23 protein-coding genes are annotated in these 23,073 nt (G+C 67.6%); 13 read left to right on the top strand and 10 right to left on the bottom strand.

What is annotated here, in order from left to right:
* Nucleotides 1–9: 9 nt before the first annotated feature.
* From IHD13_RS08595 to lptF, 7 genes are all read right to left on the bottom strand, one after another.
* A complete protein-coding gene (locus tag IHD13_RS08595) occupies nucleotides 10–786 on the bottom strand; it encodes an ABC transporter ATP-binding protein (RefSeq protein WP_195860631.1) in 777 nt (258 codons plus the stop codon).
* A gap of 2 nt (nucleotides 787–788) precedes the next feature.
* Nucleotides 789–1,847: an MlaE family ABC transporter permease gene (locus IHD13_RS08590; protein ID WP_195860630.1), complete on the bottom strand. Its 1,059-nt coding sequence runs from the start codon at nucleotides 1,845–1,847 to the stop codon at nucleotides 789–791.
* A gap of 69 nt (nucleotides 1,848–1,916) precedes the next feature.
* Nucleotides 1,917–2,393, bottom strand: a complete 477-nt coding sequence (bfr, locus tag IHD13_RS08585; protein ID WP_195860629.1) for a bacterioferritin — start codon at nucleotides 2,391–2,393, stop codon at nucleotides 1,917–1,919.
* A 186-nt stretch (nucleotides 2,394–2,579) separates the two neighbouring features.
* Nucleotides 2,580–2,786 carry a (2Fe-2S)-binding protein gene (locus tag IHD13_RS08580; protein ID WP_195860628.1) on the bottom strand — a complete coding sequence of 69 codons (207 nt, stop codon included), beginning with the start codon at nucleotides 2,784–2,786 and terminating at the stop codon, nucleotides 2,580–2,582.
* 83 nt (nucleotides 2,787–2,869) lie between these two features.
* Complete coding sequence (locus IHD13_RS08575) at nucleotides 2,870–3,310, bottom strand: RDD family protein (protein WP_195860627.1); 441 nt, start codon at nucleotides 3,308–3,310, stop codon at nucleotides 2,870–2,872.
* Nucleotides 3,311–3,468: 158 nt separating this feature from the next.
* Nucleotides 3,469–4,533 (bottom strand): LPS export ABC transporter permease LptG, encoded by a 1,065-nt coding sequence (gene lptG, locus IHD13_RS08570; RefSeq protein ID WP_195860626.1) that lies wholly within the window; start codon nucleotides 4,531–4,533, stop codon nucleotides 3,469–3,471.
* A complete protein-coding gene (gene lptF / locus IHD13_RS08565) occupies nucleotides 4,533–5,612 on the bottom strand; it encodes an LPS export ABC transporter permease LptF (RefSeq protein WP_195860625.1) in 1,080 nt (359 codons plus the stop codon). Before lptF ends, lptG begins: the two co-directional genes overlap by 1 nt.
* A 144-nt stretch (nucleotides 5,613–5,756) precedes the next feature.
* On the opposite strand from lptF, the gene IHD13_RS08560 reads away from it, so the two are divergent.
* From IHD13_RS08560 to IHD13_RS08515, 10 genes are all read left to right on the top strand, one after another.
* On the top strand, nucleotides 5,757–7,283 hold the full coding sequence (locus IHD13_RS08560) for a leucyl aminopeptidase (protein ID WP_195860624.1): 1,527 nt from the start codon (nucleotides 5,757–5,759) through the stop codon (nucleotides 7,281–7,283).
* A gap of 124 nt (nucleotides 7,284–7,407) precedes the next feature.
* Nucleotides 7,408–8,508 carry a branched-chain amino acid aminotransferase gene (locus tag IHD13_RS08555; protein WP_195860623.1) on the top strand — a complete coding sequence of 367 codons (1,101 nt, stop codon included), beginning with the start codon at nucleotides 7,408–7,410 and terminating at the stop codon, nucleotides 8,506–8,508.
* A 157-nt stretch (nucleotides 8,509–8,665) separates the two neighbouring features.
* Nucleotides 8,666–9,118, top strand: a complete 453-nt coding sequence (locus IHD13_RS08550) for a DNA polymerase III subunit chi (RefSeq protein ID WP_195860622.1) — start codon at nucleotides 8,666–8,668, stop codon at nucleotides 9,116–9,118.
* A 265-nt stretch (nucleotides 9,119–9,383) separates the two neighbouring features.
* A complete protein-coding gene (locus tag IHD13_RS08545; RefSeq protein WP_195860621.1) occupies nucleotides 9,384–12,230 on the top strand; it encodes a valine--tRNA ligase in 2,847 nt (948 codons plus the stop codon).
* Between the two features lie 22 nt (nucleotides 12,231–12,252).
* Entirely contained in the window at nucleotides 12,253–13,722 is a 1,470-nt protein-coding gene (locus IHD13_RS08540; RefSeq protein ID WP_195860620.1) for a sigma-54 interaction domain-containing protein, read from the top strand.
* 199 nt (nucleotides 13,723–13,921) lie between these two features.
* Complete coding sequence (locus IHD13_RS08535; RefSeq protein ID WP_195860619.1) at nucleotides 13,922–15,037, top strand: TRAP transporter substrate-binding protein; 1,116 nt, start codon at nucleotides 13,922–13,924, stop codon at nucleotides 15,035–15,037.
* A 55-nt stretch (nucleotides 15,038–15,092) separates the two neighbouring features.
* Entirely contained in the window at nucleotides 15,093–15,686 is a 594-nt protein-coding gene (locus IHD13_RS08530) for a TRAP transporter small permease subunit (RefSeq protein ID WP_195860618.1), read from the top strand.
* A gap of 15 nt (nucleotides 15,687–15,701) precedes the next feature.
* The gene (locus tag IHD13_RS08525; RefSeq protein ID WP_195860617.1) at nucleotides 15,702–17,072 is read left to right on the top strand and encodes a TRAP transporter large permease; all 1,371 of its coding nucleotides are present in this window, start codon (nucleotides 15,702–15,704) and stop codon (nucleotides 17,070–17,072) included.
* A 12-nt stretch (nucleotides 17,073–17,084) separates the two neighbouring features.
* On the top strand, nucleotides 17,085–17,867 hold the full coding sequence (locus tag IHD13_RS08520; RefSeq protein WP_230086215.1) for a 3-hydroxybutyrate dehydrogenase: 783 nt from the start codon (nucleotides 17,085–17,087) through the stop codon (nucleotides 17,865–17,867).
* Between the two features lie 483 nt (nucleotides 17,868–18,350).
* The gene (locus IHD13_RS08515) at nucleotides 18,351–19,088 is read left to right on the top strand and encodes a phosphatase PAP2 family protein (RefSeq protein WP_195860616.1); all 738 of its coding nucleotides are present in this window, start codon (nucleotides 18,351–18,353) and stop codon (nucleotides 19,086–19,088) included.
* Nucleotides 19,089–19,156: 68 nt separating this feature from the next.
* Here IHD13_RS08515 and IHD13_RS08510 read toward each other — a convergent pair whose 3' ends face one another.
* Nucleotides 19,157–19,612 carry an META domain-containing protein gene (locus IHD13_RS08510; protein ID WP_195860615.1) on the bottom strand — a complete coding sequence of 152 codons (456 nt, stop codon included), beginning with the start codon at nucleotides 19,610–19,612 and terminating at the stop codon, nucleotides 19,157–19,159.
* A gap of 209 nt (nucleotides 19,613–19,821) precedes the next feature.
* Between IHD13_RS08510 and IHD13_RS08505 the strand changes: the two genes are divergently transcribed.
* Complete coding sequence (locus IHD13_RS08505; protein WP_195860614.1) at nucleotides 19,822–20,226, top strand: DoxX family protein; 405 nt, start codon at nucleotides 19,822–19,824, stop codon at nucleotides 20,224–20,226.
* A gap of 63 nt (nucleotides 20,227–20,289) precedes the next feature.
* Here the strand turns inward: IHD13_RS08505 and IHD13_RS08500 are convergent, their stop codons facing one another.
* Complete coding sequence (locus tag IHD13_RS08500; RefSeq protein WP_195860613.1) at nucleotides 20,290–20,730, bottom strand: VOC family protein; 441 nt, start codon at nucleotides 20,728–20,730, stop codon at nucleotides 20,290–20,292.
* Nucleotides 20,731–20,745: 15 nt separating this feature from the next.
* A complete protein-coding gene (locus tag IHD13_RS08495; RefSeq protein ID WP_195860612.1) occupies nucleotides 20,746–21,201 on the bottom strand; it encodes a DUF411 domain-containing protein in 456 nt (151 codons plus the stop codon).
* A 59-nt stretch (nucleotides 21,202–21,260) separates the two neighbouring features.
* Between IHD13_RS08495 and IHD13_RS08490 the strand changes: the two genes are divergently transcribed.
* On the top strand, nucleotides 21,261–21,794 hold the full coding sequence (locus IHD13_RS08490) for a DNA-3-methyladenine glycosylase I (RefSeq protein ID WP_195860611.1): 534 nt from the start codon (nucleotides 21,261–21,263) through the stop codon (nucleotides 21,792–21,794).
* Between the two features lie 60 nt (nucleotides 21,795–21,854).
* Complete coding sequence (locus tag IHD13_RS08485) at nucleotides 21,855–22,943, top strand: metal-dependent hydrolase (protein ID WP_195860610.1); 1,089 nt, start codon at nucleotides 21,855–21,857, stop codon at nucleotides 22,941–22,943.
* The last annotated feature ends 130 nt before the right edge of the window (nucleotides 22,944–23,073 follow it).

Genomic DNA, 23,073 nt, shown 5'->3' with positions numbered 1-23,073 from the left:
AACGCCTCCTCAGGCGCCCCCCGAGTCACGAAAGCGCGCGGCACGGGCATTGCCAAAATAGCGGGCGATCTCCGGCTCCCGACTCTCGCTCAGCTCGGTGGCCGGGGCCACCGCCAGCACCCGCCCCTGGCCCAGGTAGGCGACCCGGTCGGTCACGGTGAACAGCGAATCCAGGTCATGGGTGACCAGCACCAGGGTCAGGCCAAGGGCGTGGCGCAGGGTATTGAGCAGGGCATCCAGCTCGGCGGCACTGACCGGATCCAGGCCGGCGCTGGGTTCGTCCAGCAGCAGCAGTTCCGGGTCCAGGGCCAGGGCCCGGGCCACCCCCGCTCGCTTGAGCATACCGCCGGAGAGTTCCCGGGGATAGCGCCCCGCCGCCGCCGCGGGCAACCCCACCAGGGCGATCTTGAGGCGTGCGAACTCCTCCACCAGGGGCGCCGGCAGGCCACTGTGCTCGCTGAGCGGCAGCATGACGTTCTCCAGCACCGTCAGCGAGGAGAACAGCGCCCCCTGCTGGAACATCACCCCGATGCGCCGGCGCACCGGGATCAGGGCCGCCTCGTCCATGGCACTATCGAGCCGCTCGCCGAACAGCGCCAACTCGCCGGCACTGGGCGCCTTGAGCAGGGAGATCACCGACAGCAGCACCGACTTGCCGCTGCCACTGCCGCCGACCAGCCCCAGGGCCTCGCCGCGCCGCACCTCCAAGTCGACGCCGCGATGCACCTGGGTGGCGCCGAAGCGGGTCTCGATGCCGGATAGCCGAATCGGTGCGGGTTCGTCCATGCCTACCACCCCAGCTCGTTGAAGAGGATCGAGAAGAGCGCATCCAGCACGATCACCCAGAAGATCGACTGCACCACGCTGGAGGTGGTGTTGCGGCCAATGCTCTCCGCATCGCCCCGGGCGCGCATCCCCTCGCTGCACCCCACCAGGGCGATCACCATGCCGAAGACCACCGACTTGCCGATGCCCACCCAGAAGTGGTGGGCCGCCACCACCTCCGGCACCCGGCGGTAGAAGGTCTCGAAGCCCACCCCCAGCAGGCCGTCGGCCACCAGGATGGCCCCCACCAGGCCGGCGGCATTGGCCAGGGCGGTGAGCAGCGGCATGGCGATCACCAGCCCCAGCCACTTGGGCAGCAGCAGGCGCTCCACCGGGGAGAGGCCCAGGGTCATCAACGCATCGATCTCACGGTTGCCGCGCATGGTGGCGAGCTCCGCAGTAAAGGCGGCCCCGGAGCGACCGGCGACGATAATGGCGGTGATCAGGGGGCCGAACTCGCGAAACAGGGTCAGGGTGACCAGCTCGACGATAAAGATATTGGCACCGAAGGTGCGCAGCTGGATGCCGCCCTGGTAGGCCAGCACGCCCCCCAGCAGGAAGGCCAGCAGGGCGATGATGGGCACCGCCATGGCGCCACTGGCGGTGAGCACATTGAGGGTCTCCCGCCAGCGTAGGCGGCGGGGGTCACGCAGCAGGGCCACCAGCGCCAGCAGCAACTGGCCAAGGATGGTCAGCAACGAGCGAAGACTGGCCAGGGGCGCCAGCACTCGCTCTCCCAGCCGGTGCAGGAAGCCCTGCCGGGGCAGGGGCCGCGCCGGGGCCTCGTCCACGGCCTCCTGCACCAGGGTCAGCAGCGGTTGCCAGCGGGCGTCGAGCCCGTCGGGGGCTCGGCCACCACCCAGCAGGCCGATCAGCCGCGCCCCGTTGCTGTCCAGGCGGGTCAGGTCACTGGCCTCCAGGTGCCAGGGAGCCTGAGGCACCAGGGCCAGCGCCTCGTCGGCCACCGCCGAGAGGCGCAGGGTAATCCAGTCGCCCCCCAGGTGGAGGGTCTCTCCGGACACCCTCAGGGTTGCAGGAGATGGGGATAATGGCGCCGACATGGCCCTCCTGGCATGACGCCGGCCCACGACTCAGTCGGCGGCGTGCATCTGCTTCTGCAGGTAGTTTTCGAGCCCCACTTTGTCGATCAGGCCCAGCTCGGTCTCCAGGTGATCGATATGCTCTTCCTCGTCGTCGAGGATATGCCGGAAGAGATCACGGCTCACATAGTCCTTGACCTTCTCGCAGTGGGTAATCGCCTCAATCAGGTCCTTGCGTGCCTTGTGCTCCAGCTTGAGGTCGCACTCGAGCATCTCGCGGGTGTTCTCGCCGATCAACAGCTTGCCATAGTCCTGCAGGTTGGGCAGCCCCTCCAGAAAGAGGATACGCTCGATCAGGGTATCGGCGTGCTTCATCTCCTCGATGGACTCCTCGTACTCCCACTTGGCCAGGGCCTTGAGCCCCCAGTCCTTGTACATCTTGGCATGCAGGTAGTACTGGTTGATGGCCACCAGCTCGTTGCCGAGCACGGTATTGAGGTAGCCGATCACCTTGGCGTCGCCTTTCATGGGAATCTCCTCGATTTTTCTGGGTGCCAGGCACGACGCAACGCACCTTCGGCAGGGGACACCGAAAGTATGCGACAGAACTTATGAAATTTCCATGAATAACAGCAGGTTACGACAGCTTCTCAAGCGCGGGACATTGCCGTCGGAGAGAGAAAATAGCAATGCGTTAGGTTCTTATGGCGGCGTTCAGACCGCGTAGGCGAGATCCTGGGCGGCCATCGCCATCTCCTCGGCGATCGCCTCGCGCATGACACCCTTGCCGGTGCCGGCACACTTGCCGCACTGGGTAGCACAACCGGTGCGCTCACGCACTTCGCGCCAGCTACGCGCGCCCTCTTCCACGGCGTCGCGGATGGCTCGGTCATTCACTCCCTTGCACAGGCAGACATACATGTGGGTGTCCTCGCGATTCATTGCAAGAACAAATGTAAATGATTCGCAGAGACTATGGCAAGCCCCTTGCGAATCATTAGCAGTTACTTCTTTGGTAGCACCACCACCCGGGTACCCGAGACGATGTCCGACCAGCTGCGTTTCTCGGCATCGAAGAGGATCCACCAGTAGCCGAGCCCCAGAGCCGCCCAGGAAGCCAGGCCAGCGAAGAAGCGCAGCAGCGCCTGGGTCAGGGTAATGCTCGCGCCCTCCGGAGTCTGCACCCGCAACCGCCAGGCCTGCATGCCCAGGGTCATGCCGCCGCGCATCCAGGAGAAGGCGAAGAAGGCGAAGGTGGCTACCAGCAATACGCTGTGGAACAGCGGCGTCTCGTTGGCCTCGCCCTGGTTGATGGCCACGGCGAAAAAGCCCAGGGCCACCCAGATGGCGATCACCACCAGGCCGTCATAGATCATCGCTCCGAGACGCACCCCCAGCCCGGCCGGCCAGGTACGATCGAGATCGGAAAATTGGCGTCGTTGCATGCGGTCCTCGTTCAAAGCATCCGATAAGGCGCGGCCCGGGATTGGCCCGAACGGCGCAGGATAAAGCGCGCGGCACGGGATCAGCCCGAACGGCACAGGATAAAGTGCGCGGCACGGGATCAGCCCGAGCGGCACAAGATAAAGCGCGCGGCACGGGATCAGCCCGAACGGCGCAGCAGGTAGAGTCCCAGGGCGGCACACAGCAGGGTCGGCCCCAGCACCGCCCACACCGGCGAGAAACCGAACACCGTGGAGGCCGGCGCCAACAGGTCCTGCAGGTACTTGAAGCTCAGGCCGGTGATCACCCCGTAGAAGACCCGAGTACCGGCGGCCACGCTGCGCAACGGGCCGAACACGAAGGAGGCGGCTACCAGCACCAGGGAGGCCATGGTCAGCGGCATCAGCAACTTCTGCCAGAAATAGAGCAGCGGCTGGGTGGCCTGGAGCCCCTGGGCCTGCTGGAAACGGGCATAGGCCCAGAGTTCGCTGGGCGCCTGGCTATTGATCGGCCGTAGCAGGCGGTTGAGCTGTTCCGGGGTGAAACGGGTCTCCCAGGCCAGGGTGTCGTGGTGGGCCACCCGGGTGCGATCGTCCTCGAATCGGGTCACCGCCACCTCTTCCAGGCGCCAGGCCTCGCCATCCCATACCGCCCGGGCCGCCTGGGTGGCGCTGCGCAGGGCCTGGCCCTCGAAGGCGTAGCGGGTCAGGTCGATCACGGTGTCGTCGGCGCGGATGGCGCCGAAGCGGTAGAAGGTGTCTCCCTCCCGCTGCCAGCCGCCGCTCTGGGTCAGCACCGCGCCCTCTCCCTGCATTTTCTCCAGCCGCCAGGCGCTGGCGAACTGCTCGGTGCGCGGACTCACGTACTCGGCACTGAGCAGGACCACCACCACCACCAGGATGATCGGCTTCATCACCCCCCAGAGGATGCGGGTCAGGGAGCGCCCCGCCGCCCGCATCACGGTGAGCTCGTTGCTGGAGGCCATGCTGCCCAGGCCGATCAGGGCACCGATCAGCACCCCCACCGCCGAGTACTGATAGAAGCGCCAGGGCAGGCGCATCAGCAGGTACTGGAGCACCTGGAAGGCGCCGTAGTCACCCTGAACGTCGTCCAGGTCATTGATATAGGAGATCACCAGGTCCAGACCCAGCAGCACTACCTGAACCACGATGATGGCGCCCAGGACGTTGCGGGCGATATAGCGGTCGAGACGATCGGCGAGCATCAGCGCATCCCCCGCCGCTGGGCCCGCCACAGCAGGCCGAGGCCGATCAGCAGGTAGCCCAGGTGGATGGGCCACATGCCGACGGCCACCGGCCAGGCGCCCCGGGCAATGCCGTCCTGGGCCGCCAGCAGCAGGCTCAGGTAGCTGATATGCAGGAAGATCGCCGGCAGCAGCTTGGCGAAGCGCCCCTGGCGAGGATTGACCCGGGAGAGCGGCATGGCCATCAATACCAGCACGAAGACCATCAGCGGCAGCGACAGCCGCCACTGCAGCTGGGCCTGGGCCCGGGGGTCGTCACTGCCCAGCAGGGCCGGCGTCGACGCATATTCGGCGGCGCTCAACTCGTGGCGCTCGCCGCCACCGGAGAGACGCACCGCGTAGGTGCCGAAGCGCAGCGCCTCCGCCTCGTGGCGTCCCGGGTCGACGCCGAAGCGCTGGCCGTCCGCCAGCACCAGGAAACGACTGCCGGTCTCCGGGTCGACGGTCTGGTAGCCGCTCTCGGCGCGAGTCACCACGCTCTCCGGGGCACCATCGCCGCGACGCTGGCGTTCGCTGATAAAGACCCCGCGCATCTCCTGGCCATCCTCGCTGAAGGCCTCCGCATAGGCGGTGCGCCCCCCACCGAAGGCCTGGAAGCGCCCGGGCGCCAGGGCGGTGAAGTCGAGGCGGCTACGCTGCTCCTCCAGGGTCAGCGCATTGTGCAGCGCCCCCGCCGGGGTCAGCCACAGGCTGCACAGTCCCACCAGCACGGCCACCAGGGTGGCGGGGACCAGGCTCACCTGGAGCAAGCGGGCGGGGCTGATGCCGCAGGCCACCAGCACGGTGATCTCGCTGTTGAGGTAGAGCTGTCCATAGGCCAGCAGCACCCCCAGGAAGAAGGCCAGGGGCAGGATCAGCTCCAGGAAGCCCGGCAGATGGAAGAGCATCAGGTTGCCGAGGATGGCCACCGGGATCTCGCCTTCTGCGGCATCGGTGAAGTAGCGAATGAAACGGCTGCCCATGATCACCAGCAACAGCACGCCGGCCACGGCGGCCATGGTCACTAGGATCTCGCGGGTCAGGTAACGAAATAGGATCAAGAGGGTCTCCGCATCGATTGCCGTGGCGTCCTTGTCACCCCCATGCATTGCGGCCACGCATTGCGTACACTGGGGGTTCGGCCGCGGCGGCCTGCCGTGCCGGCATTATCCAGAATCCCCCTTCGCTTGTCTTGTGGAGACGCCATGGAATTCCCTGTTCAGACGGCCAATCCGGCCAAGGCCGAGACGGCCTGCCTCGTGGTTCCGGTGTTCAAGGACGCCGACCTGCTGCCCACCGCCGCCAAGCTCGACGATGCCAGCGAGCGGCTGATCGGCCAGCTGATCGAGCGCGGCGACTTCTCGGCCGACCTGGGCAAGGTGCTGCTGGTCCCCTTCGCGCCCGGCCTGAATGCCGAGCGCCTGCTGCTGGTGGGCCTGGGCGAGGCCACCAAGTGCAACGAGGCCGCCCTGCGCAAGGCCCTGGATGCTGCCTTCGCTCAGCTCAGCAGCCTGCCGGTGGATGACGCCGCCGTGGCCTTCACCGACGTGCCGGTGGCCGACCGCGACGGCCACTGGAAGGCCCGCATGACCGCCGAGGCGGCCCTGCGCGCCGGCTATCGCTTCAGCGACTTCAAGTCCAAGCCGGCGCCCAAGCCGCGCCTCGAGCGGGTCACCCTGCTGGTCAGCGAGGCCGATGACGCCGCGGCCGCCGCCGAGGGCGCACGCATCGGCGCCGCCATCGGCGAGGGCATCAACCTGACTCGCCAGCTCGGCAACCTGCCGGGCAATGTCTGCACCCCCAGCTACCTGGCCGAACGGGCCGAGCAGCTGGCCGCCGCCTCCGGCGGTACCCTGACCACCGAGATCCTCGACGAGGCCGCCCTGGAGGCCCTGGGTGCCCATAGCCTGCTCTCGGTGGGCCGCGGCAGCGAGCAGCCCTCGCGGCTGATCGTCATGAAGTACCAGGGGGCCGACGACCCGGACGAGGCTCCCCATGTGCTGGTGGGCAAGGGCATCACCTTCGATACCGGTGGCATCTCGCTGAAGCCCGGCGAGGCCATGGACGAGATGAAGTTCGACATGTGCGGCGCCGCCAGTGTCTTCGGCACCGCCCAGGCGATCCTCGCCATCCGTCCCAAGCTCAACCTGGTGTTCGTGGTCGCCGCCGCCGAGAACATGCCCGATGGCCGCGCCACCAAGCCCGGCGATATCATCAAGACCCTCAAGGGCCTCACCGTTGAGGTGCTCAACACCGACGCCGAGGGGCGCCTGGTGCTGTGCGACGCCCTCACCTATGTGGAGCGCTTCCGGCCCGCCAGCGTGGTGGATATCGCCACCCTCACCGGCGCCTGCATCATTGGCCTGGGCCACCACGCCACCGGCCTGCTCTCCAACGACGACGACCTGGCCCTGGACCTGCTGGATGCCGGCGAGACCGCCTGGGATCGCGCCTGGCACCTGCCGCTGTGGGACGAGTATCAGGAGCAGCTCGACTCCAACTTCGCCGACCTGGCCAATATCGGCGGCCGCCCGGCGGGCACCATCACCGCCGCCTGCTTCCTGTCACGCTTCGCCGACCAGTTCCCCTGGGCGCACCTGGACATCGCCGGTACCGCCTGGACCTCAGGCAAGCAGAAGGGCGCCAGCGGCCGCCCGGTGGGCATGCTGACCCAGTACCTGCTGGACCGCGAAGTCGAGGGCCAGATCGAGGAGGGCGACACCGCCGCCTAGGGGTTGCCAAGCCGGTCGGCAACCTTTACATCTGTGACACCCGGCGGGCCCAGGCCCGCCGTCCCGTATCGCTCGAGAGACGCCGGCGCCTGATGCCGCCGGCCTTAGCGGAGACCCTTTTGCCGTGTCCACTGCAAGCTTTGCCCTGCTGCCTTCCACGACGCCCGCCGCCGACGTCGTGCGTGACAATATCCTCGCCGCTCCCGGCTTCGGTCAGTACTTCACCGACCATATGGCCCATGTGCGCTGGACCCTCGACGCCGGCTGGCACGGCCACGAGGTGCGCCCCTATGGCCCCCTGACCCTGGACCCCGCCGCCGCGGTGCTGCACTACGCCCAGGAGATCTTCGAGGGCATCAAGGCCTACCGCCATGCCGACGGCTCGGTGTGGACCTTCCGCCCCGAGAAGAACGCCGAGCGCTTCCGCCGCTCCGCTCGCCGCCTGGCCCTGCCGGAGCTCTCCGACGAGGACTTCATCGGCTCGATCAAGGCGCTGCTGGCCCAGGATCACACCTGGGTGCCGACGCCCAAGGACGCGGCCGACGAATGCAGCCTCTACCTGCGCCCCTTCATGATCGCCAGCGAGACCTTCCTCGGCGTGCGCCCGGCCCGGGAGGTGGACTACTACGTGATCGCCTCGCCGGCGGCCGCCTACTTCAAGGGCGGCATCGAGCCGGTCTCCATCTGGCTCTCCAGCCACTACAAGCGCGCCGCCCCCGGCGGCACCGGTTTCGCCAAGTGTGGCGGCAACTACGCCGCCTCCCTGGCCGCCCAGAAGGAAGCCAGCGACCACGGCTGCGGCCAGGTGGCCTTCCTCGACGCCGCCGAGAACAAGTGGATCGAGGAACTGGGCGGCATGAACCTCTTCTTCGTCTTCAAGGACGGGCGCATCGCCACCCCGCGGCTCACCGACACCATCCTCGAGGGGGTGACCCGCGACTCGGTGCTGACCCTGGCCCAGGACGAGGGGCTGACCCCGGAGGAGCGCCCGATCAGCATCGACGAGTGGCGCGAGGCCGCCGCCTCTGGCGAGCTGACCGAGGTCTTCGCCTGCGGCACCGCCGCGGTGATCACCCCGGTGGGCGAGCTGGTCACCGAGGAGGGGCCGATCCGCCTCAAGGCGGACAACGGCAACCCCGTGGCCAAGCGCCTGCGCACCAAGCTGCTCGACCTGCAGTACGGCCGCGCCGAGGATACCCACGGCTGGCTGACCCGCCTGGTCTAACCCTGAGCTGGAAGCTGGAAGGCAGAGTGATTCCACCAACCCTGTGATCAAGCTTTTCTTCCAGCCTAAGGCTTGTATCCGGGCGAAGCCTCGCTCTTCCAGCTTCCAGGAGCGAAGCTCCGCTCTTACAGCTTATGGCTCCCCGAAGGGGATATTCATGACCCGAGTCGACTTCTATATCCTCCCCGAGACCACCCTGGACGCCCGCCTCGACTTCGCCTGCCGGCTCGCCGAGACCATCGCCGGCAAGGGCTATCGGCTGCATCTGCACTGCGAAGACGCGGCCATGGGCCAGGCCCTGGACGAGCGGCTCTGGAGCTTCCGCGACGACGCCTACCTCCCCCATGCCCTGCTGGGCAGTGCCGAGGCCGAGACGGTGCCGGTGACCCTGGGCTGGGAGGCGCCGCCGGACCCGGCCCGGGAGGTCCAGGCGCTGCTCAACCTGCACCCGGAGATCCCCGAGTGGTTCTCCCGCTTCGAGCGGGTCGCCGAGATCATCAACCAGCACCAGCAAGTGCTGACCACCAAGCGCGCCTGCTGGCAGACCTACAAGAAGCGCGGCTACCCGGTTACCGCCCACGACCTAAGCAAGCGTCCAGGCCATCGCTGAGGCAATTGCTGAGGGGCCCTGGGGACAGGTAAGAGCGGGGGTCCTATGCCATGGATGGCATCGGTAGCGCCCAGGGAGGGGTTCACAGCGCCCCGCGAAGGCCTGTCCCCAGGAGAGCCCCGGGCCTCGCCGGATGGTGATAGCGAAAAACGCCCTAGCTGACGCTACCCCCGGCGACAGGCTATAATCGTGCCCATTTTTCCCGTCCCCGGTGGCGCCAAGCGACCTCCCGGGCGGTATCACTCTTATTGCTCCGGAAGGCCCCATGGACAAGACCTATCAACCCGAACAGATCGAAGCCCGCTGGTACCAGCGCTGGGAAGCCGACAACCGCTTCGCCCCCTCGGGCGAAGGCACCCCCTACTCGATCATGATTCCGCCGCCCAATGTCACCGGCAGCCTGCACATGGGTCACGCCTTCCAGGACACCATCATGGACACCCTGATCCGCTGGCGGCGGATGCAGGGCCACAACACCCTCTGGCAGGTGGGCACCGATCACGCCGGGATCGCGACGCAAATGCTGGTCGAGCGCAAGGTCGCCGCCGAGGAAGGCAAGAGCCGTCACGACCTGGGCCGCGACGCCTTTATCGACAAGGTGTGGGAGTGGAAGGCCGAGTCCGGCGGCCATATCACCCGCCAGCTGCGCCGCATGGGTGCCAGCGTCGACTGGAGTCGCGAGCGCTTCACCATGGACGACGGCTTCTACCAGGCGGTGCAGGAAGTCTTCGTGCGCCTCTATGACGAGGGGCTGATCTACCGCGGCAAGCGCCTGGTCAACTGGGACCCCACCCTGCACACCGCCATCTCCGACCTGGAGGTGGAGAACCGCGACCAGCAGGGCCAGTTCTGGCACTTCCGCTACCCCCTGGCCGATGGCGTCACCACCGACGACGGCAAGGCCTACCTGGTGGTCGCCACCACCCGTCCCGAGACCCTGCTCGGCGATACCGGGGTGGCGGTCAACCCGGAGGATCCCCGCTACGCCTCGCTGATCGGCAAGTTTATCGAGCTGCCGCTGGTGGGCCGGCGCATTCCCGTGGTGGCGGATGAGCATGCCGATATGGATAAGGGCTCCGGCTGCGTGAAGATCACCCCGGCCCACGACTTCAACGACTACGAGGTGGGGCGCCGCCAGGGCCTGCCGCTGATCAACGTCTTCACCCAGGACGCCGCCATCCTGGCCCGGGCCGAGGCCTTCGATATCCAGGGCCGGCCGCTGCCCGAGATCGATCCGAGCCTGCCCGAGGCCTACGCCGGCCTCGACCGCTTCGAGGCGCGTAAGCGCATCGTCGCCGACATGGAGGCCGCGGGCCTGCTCGAGCAGATCGAGACGGTCAACAACACCCTGCCCTACGGCGACCGCAGCGGCGACGTCATCGAGCCGCTGCTCACCGATCAATGGTTCGTCGCCGTGGAGACGCTCGCCAAGCCGGCCATCGAGGCGGTGGAGAAGGGCGATATCCAGTTCGTGCCCAAGAACTACGAGAACATGTACTTCGCCTGGATGCGCGACCTCCAAGACTGGTGCATCTCCCGCCAGCTGTGGTGGGGCCACCGCATCCCCGCCTGGTACGACAAGGACGGCAACGTCTTTGTGGCCCGTACCGCCGAGGAGGCCCGCCAGAAGCACGACCTGCCCGCCGATCTCGAATTGACCCAGGACGAGGACGTGCTCGACACCTGGTTCAGCTCGGGCCTGTGGACCTTCGGCACCCTGGGCTGGCCGGAACAGACCCCGGAGCTGGCGACCTTCCACCCCTCCAGCGTGCTGGTCACCGGCTTCGACATCATCTTCTTCTGGGTCGCGCGGATGATCATGCTGACCCTCAAGTTCACCGGCGAGGTGCCCTTCAAGCAGGTCTATGTGCACGGCCTGGTGCGCGACGGCCAGGGCCAGAAGATGTCCAAGTCCAAGGGCAATGTCCTCGATCCCATCGACCTGATCGACGGCATCGAGCTCGATACCCTGGTGGAAAAACGCACCGGCAATATGATGCAGCCGCAGAAGGCCAAGGCGATCGCCAAGGCCACCCGCGCCGAGTTCCCGGAGGGCATCGAGCCCCACGGTACCGACGCCCTGCGCTACACCTTCCTCTCTCAAGCGACGACTGGCCGCGATATCAAGTTCGATATGGGCCGCCTGGACGGCTACCGCAACTTCTGCAACAAGCTGTGGAACGCCTCCCGCTATGTGCTGATGAACACCGAGGGCGAGGATACCGGCCTGAATGGCGAGCCGGTCGAGCTCTCCCTGGCGGATCGCTGGATCGTCTCGCGGCTGCAGCAGACCGAGGCCCAGGTGACCAAGGCGATGGAGGAGTTCCGCTTCGACCACGCCTCCCAGGCCCTCTACGACTTCGTCTGGAACGAGTACTGCGACTGGTACCTGGAGCTCTCCAAGCCGGTGCTGTGGGACGACAACGCCAGCGCGGAGGCCAAGCGCGGCACCCGGCGTACCCTGGTGCGGGTGCTGGAGGCGATCCTGCGCCTGGCTCACCCGATGATGCCCTATATCTCCGAGGAGATCTGGCAGAAGGTCGCCCCCCTGGCCGGCACCCATCAGGGCGGGGACGATTCGATCATGGCCCAGCCCTGGCCCCAGCCGGAAGCGGACAAGATCGACGAGACCGCCACCCGGGATATCGAGTGGCTCAAGGGGGTGATCGTGGCGGTGCGCAATATCCGCGCCGAGATGAACATCGCCCCGGGCAAGCCCCTGGACGTGCTGCTGACCAAGGGCGGCGAGGCCGACCGGGCGCGCCTGGAGGCCAACCGTCGCTTCCTCGCCAAGCTGGCCAAGCTGGAGAGCATCACCTGGCTGGACGACCCGGCCCAGGCGCCGCTTTCCGCCACCCAGCTGGTGGGCGAGATGGAAGTGCTGGTGCCCATGGCCGACCTGATCGACAAGGAGGCCGAGCTGACCCGCCTCGACAAGGAAATCGACAAGCAGGACAAGCTGATCGGCGGCATCGAGAAGAAGCTCGGCAACGAGAGCTTCGTGGCCAAGGCCCCGGCGGCGGTAGTGGAGAAGGAACGCGGCAAGCTAAGCGATTTCCAGGCCGCCCGCCGCCTGCTGGCCGAACAGCGCGACAAGATCGCCGCGCTCTGAACCCGAGCCATACACCTTAGCCATGGCGACGTCTAAGCGCGAGGGCGGCTTCCGGGCCGCCTTCCCCGGCGAGCCGCGCCGGGGCGACTCGCCCTCCCCCCGGGAGGGCCTCAGCCCCCAGGCGGTGGACATCCTCTTCCCGATCTTCGAGCAGGCCAGCGCCGGGGCCATCTCGGTGGATGTGGACAGCCGCATCACCTGGATCAACGACAGCTACTGTCGCCTGCTGGAGATCCACGATCCCCAGAGCGTCATCGGCCAGCCGGTGGCCCGGATCATTCCCCATACCCGCATGCCCGAGGTGGTTCGCAGCGGCCGCCCCATCCTGCTGGACATCATGGAGGCCCATGGCCAGCAACTGGTGGTGATGCGCCTGCCGGTGCATGACGAGACCGATGGCCGGGTGATCGGTGCCGTGGCCTTCATCCTCTACGACGACCTCCAGCCGCTGACCCCCATGGTCAGCAAGTACCGGCGCCTGCAGCGTGACCTGGCCGCCGCCAAGCGTGCCCTGGCCCGGCGCGGGGCCCGCTACGAGATGGCCGACTTCGTCGGCGCCAGCCCCGAGGTGCTGGAGGTCAAGCGTCGCGCCCGCCTGGCGGCGGCCCGCCAGACGCCAGTGCTGCTGCTCGGCGAGACCGGCACCGGCAAGGAGGTGCTGGCCCAGGCCATCCATGCCGCCTCGCCCCGGGCCGGGGCCCCATTGGTGGCGGTCAATGTGGCGGCGGTACCGGAGAGCCTGCTGGAGGCGGAGTTCTTCGGCGTGGCCCCGGGGGCCTATACCGGCGCCGACAAGCGGGCCCGCCAGGGCAAGTTCCAGCTCGCCGATGGCGGCACCCTGTTTCTCGACGAGGTGGGGGACATGCCCCTGGCGCTGCAGGCCAAGCTGTTGCGGGCCATCCAGGAGGGCGAGGTGGAGCCCCTGGGCTCCAACGAGGTGCAGCCGGTGAATGTGCGCCTGATCGCCGCCACCAGCCGCGACCTGGAGACCATGGTGGCCGAGGGCCGCTTCCGCTCCGACCTCTACTACCGCCTCAATGTGCTGACCATCCGTTTGCCGGCGCTGCGCGAACACCCCGCCGACATGGGCATTCTCTGCGAGGCGCTGCTGGAGAAGCTGGCCCTGGAGAGCGGCGAGCCCCGCGCCGAGATCACCCCGGACGCGGTGGCCCTGCTGGCCGCCCAGCCCTGGCCCGGCAATATCCGCGAGCTGCGCAACGCGCTGGAGCAGACCCTGGCCCTCCACGAGGCGTGCAGCGTGATCGACGCCGCCACCCTGGCTCCCGCCCTGCCCCGGCCCGGCGGCGAGACGTCCCCCGCCCCGCCGCTGCGCCCCCTGGCGGAGGCCGTGGCGGAGGCGGAACGCCAGGCCATTCGCCAGGCCCTGGCCGCCAGTGGCGGCAACCGTTCCCGGGCGGCGCGGTTGCTGGGCATTCCCCGCTCGGTGCTCTATACCAAGCTGGCCAAGCTGTCCTTGGATCCGGACAACTGACCGCATTAACGGACAGTTTGTTTCGCATTCCTCTGAATAGCGTCCAGAAATCCGGACACCTCTCGAGCCAGGCTCCTCCAGAACATCAGTAACAATATGTTTTAAAACAACTTTTCTTTTCTGGCACGGCATCTGCATTGGATCAGGCAAGTGCCGCGACGACGGCACCTCCTCAACAACAATGAGACCAGGAGCCCGCATGCCGCTCTCACGCCAGATCTTCCGTCCCGCCCCGCTGACCGCCGCCGTTACCGCCGTGATGCTGGGGACCGCCACCCTGCCCATGACCGCCCCTCAGGCCGAGGCCCAGGAGCGGGTGCGCTGGCAGGTGCCCATCGCCTTCCCCTCCCACCTGGTGGGGCTGAGCACCCCGGTGCGCTACCTCAGCGAGTCACTGGAGCAGACCTCCGATGGCAATATCACCCTGCGCTACTACGAGCCCGGCGAGCTGATTCCCCCCTTCGAGATCCTCGATGCGGTCTCCCAGGGCATCTACGACGCCGGCTTCACCTGGGTCGGCTATGACCAGGGCAGCATCCCCGCCCTGCCGCTCTTCGCCGGCGCGCCCTTCGGCATGGAGCCGCCCGCCTACCTGGCCTGGCACTACTTCGGCGGCGGCGCCGAGCTGCTCGAGGAGATCTACGCCGACTACGACGTTCACCCCCTGCTGTGCAGCATGATCGGCCCCGAGGCCGCCGGCTGGTTCGCCGAACCCCTGGAATCCCTGGAACAGATCGACGGCCTGCGCATCCGCTTCGCCGGCATCGGCGGCCGGGTCATGGAGCGCCTGGGCGCCTCGGTGACCATGATCCCCGGCGGCGAGCTCTACCAGGCCATGGAGCGGGGCGTGATCGACGCCATGGAGTTCTCCGCGCCGGCGGTGGACCGCATCCTGGGCATGCAGGAGATCGTCCAGAACTATGTGATGCCGGGCTGGCACCAGACCTTCACCACCGCCCATCTGCTGGTCAACCAGGAGAGCTGGGACGCCCTCTCGCCCCAGAGCCAGGCACAGATCGACATGGGCTGCCGCGCCGCCACCCTCTATGGCTACGCCCAGAGCGAGTTCGAGACGCCCCAGGCGCTGCGTGACTTCGAGGCGGAAGGCGTCAACGCCCAGGTACTCTCCGACGAGATCCTCGCCGAGCTGCGCCGGGTCACCAATGAGGTGCAGGCGGAGATCGCCGCCGAGGACGAGATGTTCGCCCGGGTCCTGGAGAGCCAGCGGGAGTTCATGGAAGTGCATGGCACCTGGCACCACAAGGGCCACCTGCCGCGCAGCTACTATGCTCCCGAGGCCCTCACCCGCGACTGATCCCTGACCGTGACCGCCGCCCGCGGGCGGCGGTCCCTTCGCTTCGGAGTCATCCATGTCTCTCCCCGATTCCTCCGCCGGCCACGGGTCGGCGGGCAGCCCCGTGCTGCCCACCAATCGTCTCAGCCGTCGTCTGGACGGCGCCATCCTGTGGATCGGCAAGGCGGTCTCCTGGCTATGGCTGGCCACCCTGGCGGTGGTGCTGACCAATGTGGTCAACCGTTTCATCCTCGGCCGCGGCTCCATCGCCGTGGAGGAGCTCTCCTGGCACCTGTTCGGCGCCACCATGATCCTGACCCTCGCCTATGCGGTGGTCAGCGACGACCATGTGCGGGTCGACGTGCTGCGCGAGCGCTTCTCACCGAACGCCCAGGCCTGGATCGAGCTGCTCGGTATCGTCCTGCTGGCCCTGCCGATCCTTTATCTGATGCTGGAGGCCCTCTATGCCTACGGCTACCGCGCCTTCGAGCGCGGCGAGCGCTCCCAGGCCCCCAGCGGCCTGCCCTACCGCTTCATCATCAAGACCCTGATTCCCATCGGCCTGACCCTGGTAGCCATCGCCCTGGCGTCCCGGGCGCTACGTTGCGCCACCCTGCTGTTCGGCTTTCCCCGCCGCCTCGAGGGCGACGGCACGCCGCCCACCCGCTGAGTCACGAGGTTCTCCATGGGACTGGAACAATTCCTGGTACTGGCGATGTTCGCCAGCTTTATGGGCCTGCTGCTGGCCGGCTTCCCCGTCGCCTGGTCGCTGGCCGGCATCGGTTTCCTTTTCGCGCTGATCGGTCATGGGCTGGTGGAGTTCTTCGACGCCGACCTGTGGTTCAGCTGGGGCGGCACCATCGGCGCCCTGGATCGACGCATCTATGGCATCGTCGCCAATGAGCTGATGGTGGCCCTGCCGCTGTTTATCTTCATGGGCATCATGCTCGACCGCTCGGGCATCGCCGAGCGCCTGGTCAGTTCCCTGGTGCGGGTGCTGGGCGGGCTGCGCGGCGGCTACGCCGTCACCGTGGTGATCGTCGGCGTGCTGCTGGCCGCCTCCACCGGCATCGTCGGCGCCTCGGTGGTGCTGCTGGGCATGCTCTCCCTGGGCCCCATGATGCGCGCCCAGTACGACAAGAGCCTGGCGGTGGGCACCGCCTGTTCGGTGGGCACCCTGGGCATCCTGGTACCGCCCAGCATCATGCTGGTGCTGATGGCCGACCGCCTGGGCACCCCGGAGGCCTCGGTGGGGCGCCTGTTCATGGCGGCCCTGGTGCCCGGCATCATGCTGGGGCTGCTGTATATCGCCTATATCCTGATCGCCGCCTACCTGAAGAAGGACCTGGCCCCGGCCCCCGAGGATCGCGAGCGCCTGGATGCGGCCGCCTTCCTGGGGGTCCTCAAGGCGGTGCTACCGCCCCTGGCGCTGATCCTGGCCGTGCTGGGCTCGATCTTCACCGGCTTCGCCACCACCACCGAGGCCTCGGCGGTGGGTGCCCTGGGGGCCATGCTGCTGGCCCTGGCCAACCGCCGCCTGACCCTGCACACCCTGCGCGAGGCGCTCTTCCAGACCAGCCGCACCACTGCCTTCATCTTCGCCATCTTCATCGGGGCCACGGTGTTCGCCGCGGTGCTGCGGGGCCTGGGCGGTGACGACGTGGTACGCCTGGCCCTGACCGGCCTGCCCTTCGGCGAGACGGGGATCGTGCTGACCATCCTGCTGGTGGTCTTCCTGCTGGGCTTCTTCCTCGACTGGGTGGAGATCACCCTGATCATCCTGCCGCTAGTGGCGCCGGTGGTGATGAGCCTGGGGGTCGATCCGCTGTGGTTCGCCATGCTCTTCGCCATCTGCCTGCAGACCTCCTTCCTGACGCCACCGGTGGGCTTCGCGCTCTTCTATATCAAGGGCGTCTGCCCGCCGGAGATCACCACCCGGCATATCTACCTGGGGGTCGCCCCCTTCGTGGCCATCCAGCTGCTGGGCCTGCTGCTAGTGTTCTTCTATGCCCCCCTGGCTACCTGGCTGCCCAGCGAAATCTATGGCGGCCGCTGATTCGGAGACTTCATGATGCGACTCGATAACAAGACCGCCCTGATCACCGGCGCCGCCGGTGGCATCGGCCGCGCCGTGGCCGAACGCTTCGCCGCCGCGGGGGCCCGGGTGGCCATCGCCGACCGGGACGCCGAGGCCGCCGAGGCCACCGCCGAGGCGATCCGCCAGACCGGCGGCGAGGCCCTGGCCCTGGTCATGGACGTCACCGACGAGGCCGCCGTGGAGGCGGGGGTCAGCCGCCTGGTGGAGCACTGGGGACGCCTGGATATCGCCCTGGCCAATGCCGGCATCCAGCATATCCAGCCCTTGCACGAGCTGAGCCTGGCGGACTGGCGCCGGGTGCTGGCGGTGCACCTGGACGGCGCCTTCCTGGTCACCCGCGCCAGCCTGCGTCAGATGTACGCCCAGGGCGGCGGCTGCCTGCTGTTCATGGGCTCGGTACACAGCAAGCTGGCCTCGCCCCTCAAGGCCCCCTATGTGACCGCCAAGCACGGCCTGCTGGGGCTTTGCCGTACCGTGGCCAAGGAGGGCGCCGCCCACGGGGTTCGCAGCAACCTGATCTGTCCCGGCTTCGTGCGCACCCCCCTGGTGGACAAGCAGATTCCCGAGCAGGCCCGGGAACTGGGCATCTCCGAGGAGGCGGTGATCCGCGATATCATGCTCAAGGACACCGTGGATCAGCAGTTCACCACCCTGGAGGATATCGCCGAGGTGGCCCTGCACCTGGCCGCCTTCCCCTCGGCGGCCCTCACCGGGCAATCGGTGGTAGCCAGCCACGGCTGGTATATGCAGTAACGGCGTTCTCGTGTCACAGCGCAGCTCACCGGGCACTCTCGTAGTGATGGCCAGCCACGGCTGGTATATGCAGTAACGGCGTTCTCGTGTCACAGCGCAGCTCACCGGGCACTCTCGTAGTAATACGCCAGCTACGGCTGGTATATGCAGTAGCGGCGTGCTCACCGGGCACTCTCGTAGTGATAAGCCAGCCACGGCTGGCATATGCAGTAGCGGCGTGCTCACCGGGCACTCTCGTAGTGATAAGCCAGCCACGGCTGGTATATGCAGTAGCGGCGTGCCCACCGGGCACTCACGTAGTGATACGCCAGCCACGGCGGGTATATGCAGTAACGGCTGGAACGGCGGGTCTATGCAGTAGCGCTGCATGGCCTGCGTTATCGTGTCGCGGCGGCGAACGCCGCCGCGGTCATTGGGAACACTGTTCCCTTATCGGGGGATCGCCTAGAATGGGGCCAAATCGTTCCCAGGTGATGTTCCCCCATGCTGCCGAAACACCCCGAGTTCGCACCGGCCCGACTGCTCTTCTACAACCTGCTGGGGATCGCCCTGATCCTCAGCTGGTGGTCGCCCAACCTGCTGATCTGGGAGGCCATGGACGACGCCGTCTTCTTCACCACCAATGCCTGGCTACACGAGGGCAACATGGCCTGGGTGCATCTGGTGGCACTCTCCAACAACCGCGCCTTCGACGGCGTCACCCTGCTGGGGCTACTGGCGGTCTTCCTGTGGGCCATGCGCCGCGATCCACAGGTGGAGCACCGACTGCTGCGCTGGGGTGGCATCGGCATCACCATGCTGCTCACCGCCGGCATCGTCAATCGCATCGAATCCTATGTCATCACCTATAGCCACCCCAGCCCCACCCTGGTCTATGACAATGCCAACCGGATCACCGAGCTGGTGGACTACTCCACCAAGGCGGTCTCGACCGTCAGCTTCCCCGGCGACCACGGCCTGATGCTGATGATCTTCGCCGCCTTTATGTGGCGCTTCGCCGGGCGCCGAGTGGGCCTGGTCAGCCTCCTGCTGATGATGGTGCTCAGCGCGCCGCGGATCCTCGGCGGCGCCCACTGGTTCAGCGATATTTACTTCGGGGCCCTGGCCATCGCCCTGATCCTGCTGCCCTGGGCCCTGTGCACGCCCCTGGCGCCGCGCACCGCCGCCGCCATTACCCGCGGCCTGATCGCTCTCAAGACCCGGCTGCGCCCGGCTCGCTAGGACTCAAACGCCCACGAAAAAGGCCAGGCCCGTCAGTCGGGCCTGGCCTTTTTCCGTGGGGACGGGCATCAGCGGCGCTGGAAGCCCCCCAGCACCCGGCTATCACGGCCGAAGAAGACCAGCCGATCGTGATCGATCAGGTAACGGTAGGCCCCCTGCATCATCTCGGCGGCCCGGGCCGCCTGGGGTGCGGCGCCACAGTCGCGCCCCGCACCGAGCCCCTCGATGGCGATGCGGTTGCCATCGTCCAGGGTCAGGCTGCCATCCAGGCTGCCGCAGCCGTCGCTGCCCGTGAGCCGCAGGCCACCGCGTCCGGGCGCCACCTCGAACCAGGCCGGCTCGGCCCCCTGCCAGCGCTCGTCGGTGCCCAGCAGGATCAACTGCCAGCGCGGGCCAATCACCGGGGAGTCTGCGTCACGGCTCGCCGCCGGCGTCGTGGCCTCCCGCTCCGGGGCCGGCGGCGTGCTACCGCAACCCGCCAGCAGCGTTAATGCCAGGGCGCCGATCCACCAGGGCTTTACCATCGTCCTTCCTCTCGTCGATCCAACGGTTACTGATCCGAAAGGCCTAAGGGTGCCCTATCCCCCGCACCTTGGCCAGCGTCGAACGCCCTGTCGCCAGGCCGGCCCCCGGGATTTATCAGGATTCTCTTTACGAGCGAACTGGGGAACAATGGAGCGGCTATGCTAAACGGACCCGGGGCAGTGCCCCTCCCCGATCAAGGAGCCTTCCTATGCTGCGAGCCCTTCATAACGATGCCCTGGGCAAACTGATCCTGCGCCTCTCGGTGGGCGTGCTGATGCTGCTGCACGGCATCGACAAGTTGCTCAACCCGGGTAGCCTCAACTGGATCGGCGACCTGCTGGCCGGCTATGGCCTGCCCAGCTTCCTCGCCTATGGGGTGCTGATCGGCGAGCTGATCGCCCCGATCATGGCCATCGTCGGCTGGCAGACCCGGGTGGCGGGCCTGTTGATGGCCGGCAATATGGTGGTGGCCATCGCCCTGGTACACAGCCACGAGCTCTTTATGCTCAACCAGACCGGCGGCTGGCAGCTGGAGCTGCAGGGCCTCTTCCTGTTTGGCGCCGCGGCGCTGATCTTCCTCGGCAGCGGGCGCCTGGCCGTCCGCCCGGATTGAGCGGTGCCCAATAACGAGACGCCGCCCGGGTTTCCCCGGGCGGCGTCTTTTCGAAGGCACTCTCTACCAGGTACCGTGATTCTCCATCTCGCTCCAGGGCGCCTTGGGCGGCAAGGGCTCACCGGCCTGAAGCAACTCCACGGAGATGCCGTCGGGGCTCTTGACGAAGGCCATATGGCCGTCCCGGGGCGGACGATTGATGGTCACCCCGCCGGCCTGCAGCTTCTCGCACAGGGCATAGATGTCGTTGACCCGATAGGCCAGGTGGCCGAAGTTGCGCCCGCCGGTGTACTCCTCCGGGTCCCAGTTGTGGGTCAGCTCGAGCATCGGCGCACGGCTCTCCCGGGCCGCCAGCTCATCCTCCGGGGCAGCCAGGAACACCAGCGTAAAGCGCCCCTTCTCGCTCTCCTTGCGGCTGATCTCGATCATGCCCAGCAGGTCGCAGTAGAAGTAGAGGGATTCCTCCAGGTCGCTGACACGAACCATGGTGTGTAGGTATTGCATAATGGGGGCTCTCCTTTACTGCTGAATATAGCGCTGGAAGACATCCGGAGCACGGTCGTCGGCATGCCAGCCGTAGACGGTGTAGTCGTCGAGGCGGCCGGTCTCCATACCCGGCGAGCCGTGGGGCATGCCGGGCACCGCCAGGCCGGCGAGCTCGGGCTCCTCCGCCAGCAGACGGCGAATATCGGCGGCGGGCACATGGCCCTCGATCACGTAGCCGTCCACCACCGCGGTATGGCAGGAGGCGAGCCGCGGCGGCACGCCCCGCTCGACCTTGACCTGGCGCATCTCCCGAGTGTCATGGAGACGCACCTCGAAACCCTCGGCCTCCAGGTGCTCCGCCCAGGCGGTGCAGCAGCCGCAGCCGGGATCTTTCCATACCTCCACCAGCGGCCCGGCGATGGCCAGGGGCGCGAGCATCAGGCCCAGCCCCAGGGCCGCCAGGCGGCGTACAATAGGTCTTGCCAACATCGATCGTCTCCCCTTATCAGGCATTGACGGCAGGATACCCCGCCACGACAGGAGTCACCATGCCCCACTACTGCGACACGGCGCCGTCCCACCCCGTGCACGGCCCCTACCATGATCATGAGTATGGCTTTCCCCTCACCGACGAGGCCGCGCTCTTCGAACGCCTGGTACTGGAGATCAATCAGGCGGGGCTCTCCTGGCTCACCGTGCTCAACAAGCGTGCGGCCTTCCGGGCCGCCTTCGAGGACTTCGCGATCGACCGGGTCGCCGCCTATGGCGAGGCCGAACGGGCCCGGCTACTCGCCGACGCCGGCATCATCCGCAACCGCCTGAAGGTCGAGGCAGTGATCCATAACGCCCGGGTCCTGCGCGAGCTGCGCGACTCCCACGGCGGCTTCCACGCCTGGCTGGAGGCGCACCATCCCCTGAACCATGCGGACTGGGTCAAGCTGTTTCGCCGCACCTTCCGCTTCACCGGCCCAGAAATCGTCGGCGAGTTCCTGATGAGCAGCGGCTACCTGCCCGGTGCCCACCGGGACGACTGCCCGATACAGGCCCGAGTCCTGGCCGCGGGTCCCGCCTGGGCCCGCTGACGGGAACCCTCGGGGCCCTGAGGCCTCTATCCAACGATTATCGACGCTCGGAGCGACCTTATGGATTCATTGACCCAGGCGGCCCTGGGGGCAGCGGTGGGCGGCACGGTGCTGGGACGGCGCCTGGGCCGCAAGGCGATAGTGATCGGGGCCCTGCTGGGCACCCTCCCGGATCTTGACGTGGTGCTGGACTACGGCGACGCCGTGGCCAATGTCACCGAGCACCGCGGCTTCAGCCACTCGCTGTTCGTGCTGACCGGCCTCGCCAGCCTGCTGGCGCTGCTGTGTCGGCGCTTCGCCCCGGCCCGGGATATCTCCCTGGGGCGCTGGTGGACCTTCTTCGTGCTCTGCCTGGTCACCCACCCCCTGCTGGATGCCTTGACCACCTATGGCACCCAGCTGTGGTGGCCACTGGACGTTGCCCCCGTCGCCTACCCTATCGTCTTTATCATCGACCCGCTCTATACCCTGGCCCTGCTCGGCGGCCTCCTCGCCGCCCTGGTCGGCGGCCGGGTTCATCGCGCCAGCGCCTGGGGCCTGGCGCTGGCCTGTGCCTACCTGCTCTTCGCCGCCGGCGCCAAGCTCAGCGTGGAGCAGCGCCTGGCCCCGGTGCTGGCGGCCCAGGGGCTCGAGTCGGCGCCTCGCCTGGTGCAGCCGACGCCGTTCAACACCCTGGTGTGGCGGGCCACCGTAATCGATGGCGACGATCACTACGAGGCCCTGGTGGGCCTGTTCGATGGTGCCGCCGAGCCGTCCCTGGAGCGCTACCGTCGCGGCGCCGAGTGGGAGCCTCTGGCCCAGAGCCACCCCCGGGGCGAACGCCTGGCCTGGTTCGCCGGCCCCTTCCTGCGCTATGAGACGCTCGACTGGGAGGGACAGGAGACCCTGATCGCCACCGACTTGCGCCTGGGCTTCCCCGGCTTCCACCCCTTCGCCTTCACCCTGGCGACCCGCGGGGGCGAGGGAGAGGGCGAGGCATGGCAGCCAGTGGCCGAGAGCGAGCAGCTGGCGAGCCCCTACCAGGCCAATGGCGACCGCCGCCAGGCCCTGCGGCGCCTCGCCGCCCGGCTGCGGGGCCCCGAACCACCACTCTGCACCAGCCACTTTGTGGCCAGCGAGTGGGTCGTCGAGGCCCCGGGCCACTGCTAGCCTTTCCCACCTCGCGCCCCCACAAAAAAACGGCGCCCCCCACTAGTCGGGGGCGCCGCCATTGGATGGTAGGTAACCTGGCCTTTTTCCCAAAGTCGGCGGGGGGAGGGCAGACAAGGGAAAAAAGGCG

This window comes from Halomonas sp. 328, assembly GCF_015645095.1.
In the GTDB taxonomy this organism is placed as follows: Bacteria; Pseudomonadota; Gammaproteobacteria; order Pseudomonadales; family Halomonadaceae; genus Bisbaumannia.
This window is presented reverse-complemented; position numbering and strand designations above follow the sequence as displayed.

What these genes read in the sequence shown, in the direction of transcription:
- IHD13_RS08595 (WP_195860631.1), bottom strand. Translation starts at nt 786, where the DNA reads ATGGACGAACCCGCACCGATTCGGCTATCCGGCATCGAGACCCGCTTC.
- bfr (WP_195860629.1), bottom strand. Translation starts at nt 2,393, where the DNA reads ATGAAAGGCGACGCCAAGGTGATCGGCTACCTCAATACCGTGCTCGGC.
- IHD13_RS08580 (WP_195860628.1), bottom strand. Translation starts at nt 2,786, where the DNA reads ATGTATGTCTGCCTGTGCAAGGGAGTGAATGACCGAGCCATCCGCGAC.
- IHD13_RS08575 (WP_195860627.1), bottom strand. Translation starts at nt 3,310, where the DNA reads ATGCAACGACGCCAATTTTCCGATCTCGATCGTACCTGGCCGGCCGGG.
- lptG (WP_195860626.1), bottom strand. Translation starts at nt 4,533, where the DNA reads ATGCTCGCCGATCGTCTCGACCGCTATATCGCCCGCAACGTCCTGGGC.
- IHD13_RS08560 (WP_195860624.1), top strand. Translation starts at nt 5,757, where the DNA reads ATGGAATTCCCTGTTCAGACGGCCAATCCGGCCAAGGCCGAGACGGCC.
- IHD13_RS08550 (WP_195860622.1), top strand. Translation starts at nt 8,666, where the DNA reads ATGACCCGAGTCGACTTCTATATCCTCCCCGAGACCACCCTGGACGCC.
- IHD13_RS08545 (WP_195860621.1), top strand. Translation starts at nt 9,384, where the DNA reads ATGGACAAGACCTATCAACCCGAACAGATCGAAGCCCGCTGGTACCAG.
- IHD13_RS08540 (WP_195860620.1), top strand. Translation starts at nt 12,253, where the DNA reads ATGGCGACGTCTAAGCGCGAGGGCGGCTTCCGGGCCGCCTTCCCCGGC.
- IHD13_RS08535 (WP_195860619.1), top strand. Translation starts at nt 13,922, where the DNA reads ATGCCGCTCTCACGCCAGATCTTCCGTCCCGCCCCGCTGACCGCCGCC.
- IHD13_RS08530 (WP_195860618.1), top strand. Translation starts at nt 15,093, where the DNA reads ATGTCTCTCCCCGATTCCTCCGCCGGCCACGGGTCGGCGGGCAGCCCC.
- IHD13_RS08525 (WP_195860617.1), top strand. Translation starts at nt 15,702, where the DNA reads ATGGGACTGGAACAATTCCTGGTACTGGCGATGTTCGCCAGCTTTATG.
- IHD13_RS08520 (WP_230086215.1), top strand. Translation starts at nt 17,085, where the DNA reads ATGATGCGACTCGATAACAAGACCGCCCTGATCACCGGCGCCGCCGGT.
- IHD13_RS08515 (WP_195860616.1), top strand. Translation starts at nt 18,351, where the DNA reads ATGCTGCCGAAACACCCCGAGTTCGCACCGGCCCGACTGCTCTTCTAC.
- IHD13_RS08510 (WP_195860615.1), bottom strand. Translation starts at nt 19,612, where the DNA reads ATGGTAAAGCCCTGGTGGATCGGCGCCCTGGCATTAACGCTGCTGGCG.
- IHD13_RS08505 (WP_195860614.1), top strand. Translation starts at nt 19,822, where the DNA reads ATGCTGCGAGCCCTTCATAACGATGCCCTGGGCAAACTGATCCTGCGC.
- IHD13_RS08500 (WP_195860613.1), bottom strand. Translation starts at nt 20,730, where the DNA reads ATGCAATACCTACACACCATGGTTCGTGTCAGCGACCTGGAGGAATCC.
- IHD13_RS08495 (WP_195860612.1), bottom strand. Translation starts at nt 21,201, where the DNA reads ATGTTGGCAAGACCTATTGTACGCCGCCTGGCGGCCCTGGGGCTGGGC.
- IHD13_RS08490 (WP_195860611.1), top strand. Translation starts at nt 21,261, where the DNA reads ATGCCCCACTACTGCGACACGGCGCCGTCCCACCCCGTGCACGGCCCC.
- IHD13_RS08485 (WP_195860610.1), top strand. Translation starts at nt 21,855, where the DNA reads ATGGATTCATTGACCCAGGCGGCCCTGGGGGCAGCGGTGGGCGGCACG.